The 14,584-nt window shown below is 38.3% G+C and carries 15 protein-coding genes; 7 read left to right on the plus strand and 8 right to left on the minus strand.

Annotation, left to right across the window (positions count from 1 at the left end; all coding sequences use genetic code 11):
• Nucleotides 1–38: 38 nt before the first annotated feature.
• On the plus strand, nucleotides 39–1,661 hold the full coding sequence (gene lepB / locus ACJJVU_RS13925; RefSeq protein WP_405226604.1) for a signal peptidase I: 1,623 nt from the start codon (nucleotides 39–41) through the stop codon (nucleotides 1,659–1,661).
• Between the two features lie 3 nt (nucleotides 1,662–1,664).
• Nucleotides 1,665–2,300, plus strand: coding sequence for a WbqC family protein (locus tag ACJJVU_RS13930; RefSeq protein WP_405226607.1), 636 nt, complete (start codon nucleotides 1,665–1,667; stop codon nucleotides 2,298–2,300).
• Here the strand turns inward: ACJJVU_RS13930 and ACJJVU_RS13935 are convergent.
• From ACJJVU_RS13935 to ACJJVU_RS13965, 7 genes are all read right to left on the minus strand, one after another.
• The gene (locus ACJJVU_RS13935) at nucleotides 2,284–3,309 is read right to left on the minus strand and encodes an endonuclease/exonuclease/phosphatase family protein (RefSeq protein ID WP_405226610.1); all 1,026 of its coding nucleotides are present in this window, start codon (nucleotides 3,307–3,309) and stop codon (nucleotides 2,284–2,286) included. The genes ACJJVU_RS13930 and ACJJVU_RS13935 overlap by 17 nt on opposite strands.
• A gap of 3 nt (nucleotides 3,310–3,312) precedes the next feature.
• Entirely contained in the window at nucleotides 3,313–4,197 is an 885-nt protein-coding gene (locus ACJJVU_RS13940; protein WP_405226613.1) for a rhomboid family intramembrane serine protease, read from the minus strand.
• Nucleotides 4,198–4,206: 9 nt separating this feature from the next.
• Nucleotides 4,207–4,986 (minus strand): rhomboid family intramembrane serine protease, encoded by a 780-nt coding sequence (locus ACJJVU_RS13945; protein WP_339847965.1) that lies wholly within the window; start codon nucleotides 4,984–4,986, stop codon nucleotides 4,207–4,209.
• Between the two features lie 2 nt (nucleotides 4,987–4,988).
• Entirely contained in the window at nucleotides 4,989–6,863 is a 1,875-nt protein-coding gene (gene mutL / locus ACJJVU_RS13950) for a DNA mismatch repair endonuclease MutL (RefSeq protein ID WP_405226617.1), read from the minus strand.
• A 12-nt stretch (nucleotides 6,864–6,875) separates the two neighbouring features.
• Nucleotides 6,876–7,163, minus strand: coding sequence for a hypothetical protein (locus ACJJVU_RS13955; protein WP_035334344.1), 288 nt, complete (start codon nucleotides 7,161–7,163; stop codon nucleotides 6,876–6,878).
• 180 nt (nucleotides 7,164–7,343) lie between these two features.
• The gene (ribH, locus tag ACJJVU_RS13960) at nucleotides 7,344–7,841 is read right to left on the minus strand and encodes a 6,7-dimethyl-8-ribityllumazine synthase (protein ID WP_108878091.1); all 498 of its coding nucleotides are present in this window, start codon (nucleotides 7,839–7,841) and stop codon (nucleotides 7,344–7,346) included.
• A gap of 50 nt (nucleotides 7,842–7,891) precedes the next feature.
• Entirely contained in the window at nucleotides 7,892–8,677 is a 786-nt protein-coding gene (locus tag ACJJVU_RS13965) for a tetratricopeptide repeat protein (protein ID WP_108878090.1), read from the minus strand.
• Nucleotides 8,678–8,820: 143 nt separating this feature from the next.
• Between ACJJVU_RS13965 and recF the strand changes: the two genes are divergently transcribed.
• From recF to ACJJVU_RS13980, 3 genes are read left to right on the plus strand one after another with little or no spacing between them, the layout of a single operon-like run.
• Nucleotides 8,821–9,912 (plus strand): DNA replication/repair protein RecF, encoded by a 1,092-nt coding sequence (gene recF / locus ACJJVU_RS13970; protein WP_339847977.1) that lies wholly within the window; start codon nucleotides 8,821–8,823, stop codon nucleotides 9,910–9,912.
• A 47-nt stretch (nucleotides 9,913–9,959) separates the two neighbouring features.
• The gene (locus ACJJVU_RS13975) at nucleotides 9,960–10,376 is read left to right on the plus strand and encodes a hypothetical protein (protein ID WP_405226623.1); all 417 of its coding nucleotides are present in this window, start codon (nucleotides 9,960–9,962) and stop codon (nucleotides 10,374–10,376) included.
• The gene (locus tag ACJJVU_RS13980; protein WP_013749967.1) at nucleotides 10,376–10,669 is read left to right on the plus strand and encodes a DUF721 domain-containing protein; all 294 of its coding nucleotides are present in this window, start codon (nucleotides 10,376–10,378) and stop codon (nucleotides 10,667–10,669) included. Before ACJJVU_RS13975 ends, ACJJVU_RS13980 begins: the two co-directional genes overlap by 1 nt.
• A gap of 69 nt (nucleotides 10,670–10,738) precedes the next feature.
• Here the strand turns inward: ACJJVU_RS13980 and argS are convergent, their stop codons facing one another.
• Nucleotides 10,739–12,517, minus strand: coding sequence for an arginine--tRNA ligase (gene argS, locus ACJJVU_RS13985; RefSeq protein WP_405226626.1), 1,779 nt, complete (start codon nucleotides 12,515–12,517; stop codon nucleotides 10,739–10,741).
• A gap of 177 nt (nucleotides 12,518–12,694) precedes the next feature.
• Between argS and ACJJVU_RS13990 the strand changes: the two genes are divergently transcribed.
• Both ACJJVU_RS13990 and ACJJVU_RS13995 read left to right on the plus strand, forming a co-directional pair.
• Nucleotides 12,695–13,126: a hypothetical protein gene (locus tag ACJJVU_RS13990; RefSeq protein WP_405226629.1), complete on the plus strand. Its 432-nt coding sequence runs from the start codon at nucleotides 12,695–12,697 to the stop codon at nucleotides 13,124–13,126.
• A gap of 5 nt (nucleotides 13,127–13,131) precedes the next feature.
• Nucleotides 13,132–14,565 (plus strand): SDR family oxidoreductase, encoded by a 1,434-nt coding sequence (locus ACJJVU_RS13995; RefSeq protein WP_405226632.1) that lies wholly within the window; start codon nucleotides 13,132–13,134, stop codon nucleotides 14,563–14,565.
• Nucleotides 14,566–14,584 lie beyond the last annotated feature (19 nt).

A 14,584-nucleotide genomic window follows, 5' to 3' on the forward strand; every position in this document is an offset into this window, starting at 1 on the left:
ATAACGTAAGACCAACTTACAGATTCAAAACATTACAGATGACACTTATACAATGGTTTATATTTTTCCTAATCGTTCAAGCAGTACACTTTGCTGGAACTTGGAAACTCTACGTACGTGCTGGTCGTAAAGCATGGGAAGCAGCAGTACCAGTTTACAATGCAGTAGTACTCATGGGTATTATAAATCGTCCTAAGTGGTGGACAATTTTACTATTTATACCTATTGTAAACCTTATTATGATACCTGTAGTATGGGTAGAAACTGCGAGATCATTTGGCTTTAACACATTTAAGGATACAGCACTTACGGTGCTCACAGGAGGTTTGTACTTATACTACATTAACTATGCGACAGATGCTCCGTATAAACACGACAGAGATATTAATCCAAAATCTTCTAGTGGAGAATGGACAAGCTCACTGCTATTTGCAATAGTAGCAGCCACATTAGTGCATACATATTTCATGCAGCCATTTGTAATCCCGTCTTCATCACTAGAAAAAACATTACTTGTAGGCGATTGGTTGTTTGTAAGTAAATTTCATTATGGAGCGAGAACACCTATCACTACCGTAGCAACACCTATGCTACATGACACCATCTACGGTACAAAAACAAAAAGTTACTTAACACGACCACAATTACCATATTTTAGACTTCCTGGTTTTCAAGATATCAAACGTAATGATATTGTTGTATTTAGTTGGCCAGTTGATACGCTTACAGATATTACACCTGGGCACATGCGTGGTAGTGTGCGTAAACCTATTGACAAGAAGTCTAACTATGTTAAGAGAGCTGTAGGAATAGCTGGAGATTCTCTCGAAGTACGCGATGGCTATGTATATATCAATGGAGAGCAAAATGATCTTCCAGATCGTGCTCGTATACAGTTTAGCTATAAGATTGTGTCTAAAGAGCTACTCGTAAAACGGGCTACAGATGCTAATGGGAATTATGTAGTACCTACAGATCTGGTAAATGGTCGCTATGAGATTTCTGACATTTATTTATCTGGAGCAGAAGGACCAAACGGACCTTATGAGCACATGGCACACGCGAGTGAAGCAGCCATTGAAAAATTAAAAAACAATGCCAATATCATAAGTATTGAACGCACACGATATGAGGTTAGAGAAAATAACACAGGGATCTTTGGAGCTATGCCAGGCAGAGCTTCTAGTGTAGATAACTTTGGACCTATTTACATTCCAGAAGAAGGTACAACGGTAGCTATAAACTCAGAAAGTCTTCCTTATTACCAGCGCATCATTGAAGTGTATGAAGGTTATGAAATGGGTAGAGAGCGTGAAATCACAGTTAATGGTAATCAGATATTAATGAACGGCGAACCTCTTACCGAGTATACTTTTGAGCAAAATTATTACTGGTTAATGGGTGACAACCGTCATAACTCTCAAGATGCAAGAGCGTGGGGTTACGTTCCTTTTAATCACGTGGTAGGTAAGCCTGTGTTTGTATGGATGAGTTTAGATGCAAATGTTCCTGGGTTCTTTAATAGTATACGATGGAATCGTGTATTTACTACTGTAGGTGGCAATGGACCTTTAGTGAGTTACCGCTACTGGTTTTTAGGAGCCTTATTATTATACATAGGATGGTCTTTCTTTAGAAAGAAAAAACAGACTAAGAAGTAATCTATGAAACCAGCTCTTATTACCGTAGGCTACTGTGCTCCTATTATACAATACGCAGTAATTTATCAAACCGAACAACTTCACATTGAAGCCAAAGGAAATTTCCAAAAGCAATCGTACCGCACGCGTATGAAGATTGCTACATCTACTGGTGAGTTAACACTCATTGTTCCTATTCTTCACCGCAAGGATAAAACGGAACGCCAGCAGTATTATGATGTGAAGATTGAGAATAAATTTCACTGGCAGCGTGATCACTGGAGGTCTCTTAAAATTGCATATCAAACCTCACCATACTTTGAGTATTATGAGGATGATTTTGAGCATTTATATCATACCACTTATGATAGTCTTATAGACTTTAACAACGCTTGTCATGCTGTTATTATGGAGTGCTTGCAACTAGAAATCACACCTATTCTTACTGAAGAGTTTTTTAAAAATCCTGAACAATTAGATTATAGAGATCTCGTTCAAGCAAAAAAAGAACCGAGCTATCCTTTACCAGAATATCACCAACTCTTTAACGAGAATCACGGGTATTTATCTAACCTAACCATTCTTGACTTACTATTCAATTTAGGCCCTAGCGCACAAGATTATCTAGCAGAGGTTGATCTATCTAACGAGCTAGCATAAGAGTCGCCATAGAAGGCTTGTGATCGCTTAAATCTACATCGTAGGTTTCAAAGTTTGTAACCGGTAAAGAATCGTTTACTAAGATAAAGTCTATACGCAAAGGAATGATGTCAAACCAGAAGGTTGCTCCTGTTCCTGATCCCGCTTTCGCGAAAGCGTCAACCTTATTACCCTTTACCTTGCGATACATATAAGAAGTAGCGCTATTATTAAAATCGCCAGTTACGATAACCGGATAGGGAGATGTAGCTTCGTTATTTAAAAACTTAGCAACCTGAGTTTCTTGCTTTTCAAAAGCTTGACCCAATCTACCCAGTAATTTTTTTGAGTTCTCCTTTTGCAAGTTTGCTAGATTAGGAGATAAACTGAAAGATTGAAAATGCATATTATACACTCTTACTGTATCAGTAGCAGTCGCTATATCTGCGTAAATTCCATTATTACCAGTATTTTCAAAATCCAATGAACCACTATTGATAATTGGATATTTTGAAAAAATCACCTGACCAAAAGATTTACTAGGGGATTTCATCACTTTATACTCATAAGGATAAACCCTCTCATCAGGTTTAAATCCTGGGTAATATTCTTGAAAAGAAATAACATCAGGATTTTTATCTGAGATTAGCTGTATGGTACGTTCACCTACTTTCACTTCATCAGACCAACCATGAATATTAAACTGTCGCACATTATAGGTAAGTACTTTTAATGTGGCTCCATCACCTATATCCTCACCTCCACCTATACGTACAAGAGAGAAAATATGTGTAATCCCTAAGGCTAGAATAATAGCAGATAATAACAATTGCTTCCTCCCTCTGAAAAGCCAATACATCAAGAATAAAAAGTTGATGATAAGCAATACAGGAAGCACAAGGCTAAGCACTGAAAGTGCTGGAAAGATATGTGGAGGTATAAATGGTAATAAATAACTAGCTAGTAGGAGTACGGCAAATATGCTATTTACAAAGAAGATAATCTTACCGAAGAATTCGAGCTTTTTCATCTCTTATTCCTTACCAGCTTTAAATAGAAAGTCCTTCTCAGCCTTAGACAGACTGTCGTAACCGCTTTTACTTATCTTATCAAGAATAGCATCTATACGTTGCTGCTGTTCAGATTTTGATCCAGTTGCAGTACTTCTTGTTTTAGATCCCGCATTCTTTGCTGTTCTATGTACCGTACGAAGCGGAGATTTCTTTTCTTTTTTAGGTGTTTTAGTGAACCAGCCCGTTACTGAATCCATGATTTTTTCAAACCACAATCCAATGTCATTACCTTTAAGTAATTGCTTTGCATATATAAATCCAAAGGCCGCACCACCTAAGTGAGATATTAATCCACCAGCGTTTCCAGAATCTAACATTAATAGATCTCTAAGCACTACAAACACAGCAATCCACCATAGCTTGATATTAAATGTAAATATTCTTATCTCTGCATTAGGTGTGTATGTCCCTATGAAAACGACAATGGCATTTACAGCTGCACTTGCACCTAGCAAAACGCCTGTCCCTCTAAACGCTGGGAGAACATTGTATAGTAATGCAAAAAGTGTCCCTCCAGCGATAGCTCCCAGAAGGTAAATTGCAATAAATTTCTTTTCAGAAAAGATGTTTAACACAAACCTTGAGAATACATATAGCCAGACCATATTCCAGAATAAATGTCCAAAACCAGCATGTAAAAAAGCATACGTAAGTATACTCCACGGCTGCTGTAAGAATCTCACAAAGTCTGATGGCAATACAAAGTATCTACTAAAGAAATCTGATCCTAAACCAGATATCCATGGAACGATATTAAAAAGCAAGTACACAGCTACATTGATCACAATCAATTTGATTGCAATATTTGCGGTACTATATTTATATGCTAGTGATGTATTTGCCATATGTAAATATCAATATTGACCTAATCCTTTTTTCTTCCAGTAAAACATCATTACAAACCCAAATAAAGCACCACCAAAGTGAGCCCAATGTGCAATGTTTGCCCCAAAAATTGAGAAGCCTGTTACTCCAGAAAATAAATCTATCCCTACAATGATAGGTATAAAGTATTTTGCCTTGATAGGCACAGGAATAAATAATAATCCCAATGAAGCATTAGGAAATAACATCCCAAACGCTACAAGTAATCCCATTATTGCACCAGACGCACCACTTGCACTACCTACAAAACTATTAACCATCGATATTAAGGCCTCACGGCTAACTTCATTTGGAAAACCAGCTAAAGAATAAGCCCTTTCAGGGTTAGACCTCGCTTGTGCTTCAGCTTGAGTTAACAACTCGAAAATTCTATCCCTACTTAAACCCAAATTAATCAAAGAATCGTAAGCAGGTTGAAAATCGTAATAGTTCACTAATGTATGTATCAGAGCTGCTCCAAAACCTGCTGAAAAGTAAAAAAATATAAATCTTTTCTGTCCAATGGCGTTTTCAATAGGGCTTCCAAACATCCATAAGGCATACATATTAAAAAGTATATGCATAGGACTAGCAAAACTATGCATAAACATATGCGTAAGTGGTTGCCAATATTGGAAATTTGGATGCTCCGGAAACCAAAGTGCAAACAATGGAGTTGCAACTATAGGCTTTATAATAAACAAAGATCCTAGATAGAAAATCACATTAACTATCAGTAGTATTTTTACTGTTTCAGTTATTCTTCCCATACCTACTTAAATTTTCTTTCTAAGTCTTCACTTGTCATGGTCACAAACGTCTTGCGATTAGTAGGTGAAATACTCGGTTCTTTACAAGCAAAAAGACTATTTACAAGATGCTCTCTTGACATATTATCTAAAGACACTCCTCCTTTTACAGCTAGACTTTTTGCCATACTCTTTGCTAGTGTGTCCGTTTGACTAAAGCCACTATCTGGCACCTCGTTTTCAAGATCACTTAATAATTGATCTATCACCACTGGCACTTGGCTCTCTGTGATAGAAGTAGGAATTCCATTTATTTCAAGAATATCTCCGCTTATAGTCCCAAAAATAAAACCTGTGTTTTCTAGGCCAGCTTTGAGTTCTTCAATAAGTGCTAGTTCTGTAGTACTATAAGCCAATGTTAATGGAAATAGCAGTTGCTGACTCACAGATTCCTTGACCGTGATGTTACGCAAGAACTCTTCATAAAGGACACGCTGGTGCGCTCTATGCTGATCTATAATCACCATCCCACTCTTTATGGTACTAACTATGTATTTATTATTAAGTTGGTACGTAGATGATTCATCTTTAGAAGGTGAAGTCGATATATTTTGCATCGCACCGTTAAGTCCGCTCTCAAACATATCTGGAGTACTTACCTCTTTTTCAAAAGTCATTGTACTTACGGCAGTTGCTTGAGATTCCATCCCTTCATACATATTCTCCCACCCAGCAGCACTAGGCTTCTCAAATTCTGGACGTTGCGCTCCACGTTTTGGTGGTGCTACGTTTTCAAAAGGATTAAATGTCCGGTCTACTTCTATCTTAGGTGTGACAATGCCCTTATTTTTATAATCGTAAGGAGTATCAAGTTCGCTATCGCGATTAAAATCAAGCACCGGCGCAATACTAAATTGCCCTAAACTATGCTTGATGGTACTGCGTAGCATTGCATACAATGCATGCTCGTCATCAAACTTTATCTCCGTCTTAGTAGGATGTATATTGATATCAATCGTACTTGGATCTACCTTTAGGTATAAAAAGTAGCTCGCTCTAGCTCTTTCTGGCAAGAGACCATCAAAAGCTGCCGTTACAGCATGATTGAGATAAGCGCTTTTTATAAAACGGTCGTTTACAAAGAAAAACTGCTCTCCTCGTGTCTTCTTAGAAAACTCAGGTTTTACTACGAATCCGTTTATGGTAAGAATGTCTGTGTCTTCTTGAACAGGAACTAATTTCTCATTAGTCTTACCTCCAAAAATAGCCACAATACGTTGCTTGAGATTCCCTTGAGACAATTGAAACAACTCACCTTCATTGTGATACATTGCAAAAGCAATATCTGGATGCGCAAGTGAAACGCGTTGAAACTCGTCAATTACATGACGCAGCTCAACACTATTAGATTTTAAAAAATTACGCCTCGCTGGGATATTAAAAAATAGGTTTTTTACAGAAAGTGAAGTTCCCTTAGGCGTAGCACAAACCTCTTGTGCATTAATCTTACTCCCTTCTATCTCTATGCGCGTTCCTACCTCTGCTCCTTCTGGACGCGTCTTAAGTTCTACGTGAGCAACTGCCGCAATAGATGCGAGTGCTTCCCCGCGAAAACCTTTTGTGTTTAAATTGAATAAATCATCTGCTGTAGTAATCTTAGATGTAGCGTGACGTTCAAAACTCATACGAGCATCGGTATCACTCATCCCTTTTCCATCATCTATAATCTGGATCAAAGTTTTACCAGCATCTTTTACTATAAGTTTAATGGTAGATGCTCCTGCATCTATAGCATTCTCAAGTAATTCCTTAACCACAGAAGCTGGGCGCTGCACAACTTCTCCCGCAGCGATCTGGTTTGCTACGTGATCGGGTAAGAGTTTAATAATGTCTGCCATTAGGACTTACGGTTATAGCGGATTTGTAAATATGGATAAGTCGAAGTCTATAATCCAAAGAAATAATAATACCATGAGAATGAATATAATGGCGATTGTACGGTTATATCCACCTTTACGACTTTCTTGGAGCTCGTCCCACGCAGTAGTAATTTTTTTCTTTAGTCCACCGTTGTAGTCGAGCGTTTTACGGTGCTCATCAAAGCGCCCTTCTATCTTAAAAGGGCTCCCTTCCTTATCGCTATTATAATAGCGCGGCTCGTAACTATACTTCTTATTTGTGCGTTTTATAATTCCCATAATACTATTGTTTCAAAGATACAATTTCGTATCCAAAAAGCGTACCGTTCCATTGATTCTCCCTAGAGAATTAAGAACAATCATATCAAAAGGAACCACAAATAGCACGACAACTACTATGAGATATAATAGATTGTTGTTTGTTTATTACGCTTTCGCGAAAGCGTAACCCTACAAAATTTAGAACTTTGCATCTTTTCTCAATTGCGCCATTTTTATAGCTGCAATCGCTGCTTCTGTTCCTTTATTGCCATGTATACCGCCACTACGAGCTCTGGACTGCTCTATGTTATTATCTGTAAGCACACAGAAAATCACGGGAATATCTTGTTGTAAGTTCAGGTCCTTAATTCCTTGAGTCACTCCTTCACATACAAAATCAAAATGCTTAGTCTCACCTTGAATCACGGTACCGATAACGATGACAGCATCTAGCATGTCATATGCTTGTGTCATCTTCTTAGCTCCATAGATGAGCTCAAATGCTCCTGGAACATTCCAGCGCACAATGTTGTCGTTAATCGCCCCACAATCCTTTAAAGCATCAAATGCGCCTTTAAAGAGTCCTTCTGTGATCTCATCGTTCCACTCAGAAACAACAATCCCAAACTTGAAGTCTTTCGAGTTTGGGATGGTTGCTTTATCATAGGCCGAGAGGTTGTTACCTGCTGTTGCCATAATAGTAATTTATGTTATAGTACAAAGCGCTTTAAATGCGCTAGGCTATGTTATTTTGCTGCTTGCGCGCGACCTAAGTATAAGTCTACTTGACTTGCATACTCAGATGTTGCATACTCTTCTTTAATACGAGTAAGATGCTTTACTGCTGCATCCATCTTTCCTAGATCGATTGCTGCTACACCTGCTTTAAATAAGAAACGCGGTGTTGTAAAGTCATTTGCGTTCATCCCTGCTGCTTTCTCATAATAATCAAGAGCCTCATCTGCTTGACCTAGTTGCATGAATGCATCACCTATTGCTCCTTTTGCAAGTGGTGCTAGCATTTTATCATCACTAGAAAAATCTTGCAAGTGAGTGATTGCGTTTTGATAATCTTTAATCTCAAGGTAAGACATTCCAGCATAATAGTGAGCAAGGTTACCAGAAGGAGTACCTCCATAGTTATCTGCCACGTCTAGAAGACCATATTTACCGTTCTTTCCATTAAGTGCCACCATGTAAAGTGAATCTTTAACAGAAGTATTTGTTGCTTCTAGTGCTGTTGTAAAGCTTTCTTGAGCAACTACAAGCTCATTTGCTGCTTCTGCTCTTGCAGGTTCTGCAACAAATTTACTGTATGCTAGGTACAATAAAGCAATCACAAGGATAGCTATGATAACTCCTATCACAGGTTTTTGGTTTTTTTCAAACCACTCCTCTGCTTTATTCGCTCCTTCATCTAGTGATCCAAAGACCTCTGCCGTTGTGCTTTCGCTATCATCTATAAACTCTTCAACTTCTTCCTTTTCAGGCTTCGTTTTCGATTTATATCCTCTTTTATTATATGTTGCCATATTTCGTCGTTTATTAGTCGGGCAAAAATATAATATTTATTGAATTATGAAAGGGAAATTAATGCTTAATTTTGAAGACTAATAAAGCACTATTACTAGATGTACTAAGCTTTTGCAAAAGCGTTGCACACCTACACCACCCTATGATTCTGAAATCTCTCTCCCTTATCAACTACAAGAATTTTGAGTCCAAGGACTTTACCTTTGATGCAAAAATAAATTGTTTCGTCGGAAATAACGGCGTGGGGAAGACTAATATACTCGATGCTATTTACCATTTATCCTTTGGCAAAAGCTACTTTAATCCCGTTACTAGTCAGAATATAAATCACGATGCAGATTTCTTTGTAGTAAACGGCGTTTATGAAAAAGACGGCCGTGATGAGAAAGTCGTGGTTAGCGCAAAAAAAGGTAGCAAGAAAGTAATAAAACGCAATGCTAAGGTATACGAGCGTTTTGCAGATCATATAGGCTTTTTACCACTTGTTATTATCTCACCAGCAGATAGAGATCTAATTACCGAAGGAAGCGACACCCGCCGTAAATTTATAGATGGCGTGATCTCACAAAGTGATAAAAGTTACCTATCTAACCTACTAGGATATAGCAAAATACTTGCCCAAAGAAATGCGCTGCTTAAATATTTTGCAGCAAATAGCACCTTTAACGCAGATACACTCGCCGTTTATAATGAGCAACTAGAGGGCTTTGGAACTCCTATTTTTGAAAAGCGCAAACAGTTTTTAGAACGCTTTGCTCCTATATTTAACGAGCGCTACAAAGCGATAAGTGGCGGTACAGAACACGTCACCCTCACTTACAGCAGTACCCTAAGCGACATGCCTCTAAAGCATTCCCTTACTAATGCACTAGCAAAAGATCGCTCCTTGCAATACACAAGCGTAGGTATTCATAAAGACGATCTCCAATTTGAAATCAATGGACATCCCGTAAAAAAGTTTGGAAGTCAAGGTCAGCAAAAATCATATCTCATTGCCTTAAAACTAGCGCAGTTTGATTTTATAAAACAAGAAAGTGGCACCACGCCGCTACTGCTACTTGATGATATTTTTGACAAGCTAGATGAAAGCCGCGTGCAACATATCATTGAACTAGTAAACACCAATGATTTTGGCCAACTATTCATAAGTGACACCCATCCGGAACGCACGGAAAGTGTGGTTAAAAATATTCATCAGAGTTATGAGCTTTTTCATCTGGAACGCGCTCAATAAGACATTCTTTTTATCGTATTTTGCATTTCAACTTTTAGTACACTTTCGTGAAAAATTTATACCTACTACTCATTCTAGCCATCACTCTAGGCTGCACACAGTCTAATGAGGAAAAACTAAAACACATAAGCGGTTATTGGGAAATTGCTTCTATAGAAAACCCTAACGGACAAGTAAAAGAGTTCAGTATGAGTCAGAATATTGACTTCTTTGAGGTAAATGCAGACGGAAAGGGTGTTCGTAAAAAAGTACAACCTAACGTAGTAGGAGAATTTACAACGTCTCAATCTAGCGAAAACATCAATGTAGTTTACAAGGATGATTTATTACTACTAGAATATGCTACCCCGATGGACACCTGGCAAGAAACCGTTAAGAAAGCAACTACAGATGAGCTTGTCTTAATCAATGAAGATGGACTCATATATACTTACAGAAAATACACACCCTTAGCACTCGATTAATGGCAAAAAGAAACACAGACCCTATTTCCATAAGTCAAGCCTTAGGAGAATTTGTTGAAAAGAATAAACTCAACAAAGGAATGGATAAAGTAGATGTTACAGGCGCATGGTTTGCACTCAATCCAGCTTTTGAGACCTACACTACTTCCATACGTTTTGAGAGGGAAACCTTATTTGTAAACCTAAGCTCTTCTGTCTTTAGAGAAGAACTCTCTTATGGAAAGGAAAAAATTCTCAAAATGATCAATGAAGAATTAGGCAGAGAGGTCGTAAAGAAGATTGTGTTGCGGTAATCATCCGTAATAGATAGACATAAAAAAAGCGAGACTTTCAGTCTCGCTTTTTTTTATATCATTATCCTCCTACATACGTTCTGGAACCTCAATCCCAAGCAAGCTAAAGGCACTTTCTATGACCTGCCCTACTTCTTTACTTAGCGCTACACGGAAACTTTGATCCTCTATATTATCTGTACCTAGAATCTGTACTTGCTGGAAGAATGAGTTATATTCTTTAACTAAATCATAGGTATAGTTAGCTATGATTGCAGGACTCTTCTGTGCTGCAGCAAGCTGTATAGTTGCAGGATATTCTTGAATGATTTTAAGTAATTCCTTTTCTTTAGGATGCAATGTTCTTTCCTGAGCAATTTCCACAGGAACATTCATTTCCTTTGCCTTGCGCAAGATTGCTTGGATACGTACATAAGTATATTGAATAAATGGACCTGTATTCCCTTGAAAATCTACAGACTCCTTAGGATCAAATAAAATACGCTTCTTAGGATCTACTTTTAGTATATAATATTTAAGAGCTCCAAGACCTATCGTCTTATAAAGTGCTTTTTTCTCTTCATCAGAGTAGCCTTCTAGTTTCCCTAATTCTTCAGAGATTTCCCCTGCTGTTTGTGCGACTTCGTTAATAAGATCATCTGCATCTACCACAGTTCCTTCACGAGATTTCATTTTTCCAGATGGAAGATCTACCATTCCATAACTTAGATGGAACAGGTTTTCTGCCCAGTCGTATCCGAGTTTTTTAAGAATCAAGAACAATACTTGGAAGTGGTAATCTTGCTCGTTACCTACGGTATAAATCATACCGCCTACATCTGGATGGTCTTTTACACGTTGTATTGCAGTACCAATATCTTGCGTCATATATACTGCAGTACCATCTGCACGCAATACAATTTTTCTATCTAGACCATCTTCTGTAAGGTCACACCATACAGAACCATCTGGATCTTGCTCAAAAACACCTTTCGCAAGACCTTCCTCTATATTATCTTTTCCAAGTAAGTATGTGTTACTCTCATAGTAATAGCTATCAAAATCTACTCCTATATTTTTATAGGTAACTTCAAATCCGCTATATACCCACTCGTTCATCTTTTTCCACAAGGCAACAACCTCAGCATCTCCTGCTTCCCACTTGCGAAGCATTTCTTGTGCTTCAAGAATAAGCGGCGCTTCCTTCTTTGCTTCTTCTTCAGTTTTTCCAGCAGCAACTAAATCTGCTATTTGCTTTTTATATTCTTGGTCAAACTTCACATAATAATTCCCGACCAACTTATCTCCTTTAAGACCTGTAGATTCTGGCGTCTCGCCATTACCAAAACGCTCCCAAGCAAGCATGGATTTACAAATGTGAATCCCACGATCATTAATGATCTGCGTTTTATACACTTTTGATCCTGCAGCTTTAATAATTTCAGACACAGAGTATCCTAGCAATACATTACGCACGTGACCTAAGTGAAGTGGCTTATTTGTGTTAGGTGATGAGTACTCCACCATTACTGCCTTTCCAGACTCTGGTGTTCTTCCAAAATTTTCGGCTGCTTGTATATCTGCAAATGAAGACATATAAAAACTATCTGCAATTACAAGGTTCAAGAATCCTTTAACCACATTAAATGCAGTGATCACTGCCACATTCTCCACAAGGTATTCCCCTATTTGTGTGCCTATTTGCACAGGGTTTCCTTTTACCACTCTAAGCATCGGGAAGACTACCACCGTAATATCTCCTTCAAATTCTTTCCGCGTTGCTTGAAATTCCACTTCTGGAAGCGTTGCGTTGAATAGTTGGCTTACTGCCGTTTTTACGTGAGTTTCAATGGTAGATTGTAAAGACATAGATTCTTAATGATTGGTACTAGTTGGGTTTGTTACGCTTTCGCGAAAGCGTAATAGAAACATTTATAAAACGTAAAAATCCCCTATTTACGGGTATTACGTGAAGCACAAAGATATGTGAAAATTGAAAGTTAGCGCACAGAATCCATAGCGAAACTCGTATCTTTAAAAGAAAAAATGCTATTAAATGTATCTTACAACAACCCAGATGTAAAACGCAAAATAGATGCCGAGGTGGGTGAAGCCTTTGGACTACGCGAGCGCATCAAACAAGGCGGCATAGGAATAGGACACTTAGTGATCACAGAATCAAGTGTACAGATTCAAAATTTTCTTGCGCTAGATAAATATCGCAACAAGTGCAACATAGAGTTGCGACCACGAGGAATTATCGTAGGCTTTAGAGCATTGCTAGACAGTTATGCGCTCATAATCCCTTACTGGAAATTAAACTTATATAAAGGACGCGCCGAGGAATATAGCATCTATCGTGACAACTATTTTATTAAGATAGAGGCAAAAGCAAAGGATAAAAAAGTACACAACTTTACCAAACGTATTCTTCAAGAAAAAGCTGCACAAGCTCCTACTAACATAGACGACCTTTAAACCATATGAAAATCTTACTCACAGGAGCAAATGGCTATATCGGGATGCGCCTGCTCTCCATGTTACTAGAAGCAAAACACGAGGTTATTTGTGCGGTGCGCAATGAAGCTAGACTTTCTGTATCAAAAAAAATAAGAGAGCAAATCACCGTTGTAGAAATTGACTTTCTAGACGAACCAGATATTTCAAAAATACCTGTAGACATAGATGCGGCTTATTACTTGCTCCACTCTATGAGTTCTAGTACGTCAGATTTTGACGAGAAAGAAGAGCTTTCGGCAATCAACTTTAATAAGTACATCGCTCCTACAAATTGCAATCAGGTCATTTATCTAGGTGGTATCGCAAATGATAAAACACTAAGTAAGCACTTAAAATCGAGACAAAATGTAGAGACTACATTGCGCAAAGGTAAAGCTGCGCTTACCGTATTGAGAGCAGGAATTATAGTAGGTTCTGGAAGCTCATCTTTTGAAATCATAAGAGATTTATGTGAGAAGTTACCGGTGATGATTACCCCAAAATGGGTGCAAACCAAATGCCAACCCATAGCCATACGTAATGTGATGCAATACCTCACAGGCGTACTAGGTAACGAGCAAACATATAATGACCAGTTTGATATAGGTGGCCCAGATGTACTCACGTATCGCGACATGATGCAACGATATGCAAAAGTGCGCGGCTTGAAATTATACATACTGACCGTACCAGTCATGAGCCCAAAAATATCCTCTTACTGGTTGTATTTTATAACCTCTACATCTTATAAACTCGCGCTCAATCTCGTAGATAGCATGAAAATAGAAGTAGTCTCAAAAGATACTAGGCTACAAGATTTACTACAAATAACACCTATTTCTTATGAGGAGGCCATTAATTTGGCTTTCGCCAAAATTGAACAAAACCAAGTAGCCAGCTCGTGGAAAGATAGCCTCGTAAGTGGCCGACTCAAAACGAATCTTGAAGAGTATATACAAGTACCCACATATGGATGCCTCAAAGACAGACAAACTGTACAGCTTAAAGACAGGGAACTTGCTCTAGAAAATATCTGGGCGATAGGTGGTGACAGAGGCTGGTATTATGCAGACTGGCTCTGGAAAATACGCGGATATATAGACAAACTTGCAGGTGGAGTAGGCTTGCGCCGAGGAAGAACACATAGCAATAAGATTTACACAGGTGACGTACTTGACTTTTGGAGAGTACTACTCGCAAGTAAAGAAGAACCACGACTACTACTCTTTGCCGAAATGAGAGTGCCTGGCGAAGCCTGGCTAGAGTTTACTATAGATGAAAACGACGTATTGCATCAAACAGCAACCTTTAGACCTAAAGGATTGTTTGGCAGACTATACTGGTATAGCATGCTGCCTTTTCACTACTTTATATTTGGAGGTATGATTAGAAATATAGCTACTAAAAGATTTAAGTAGCTATAAAAAAGGCGCACTA

This window comes from Dokdonia sp. Asnod1-B02 (genome assembly GCF_045063955.1).
GTDB lineage: Bacteria > Bacteroidota > Bacteroidia > Flavobacteriales > Flavobacteriaceae > Dokdonia.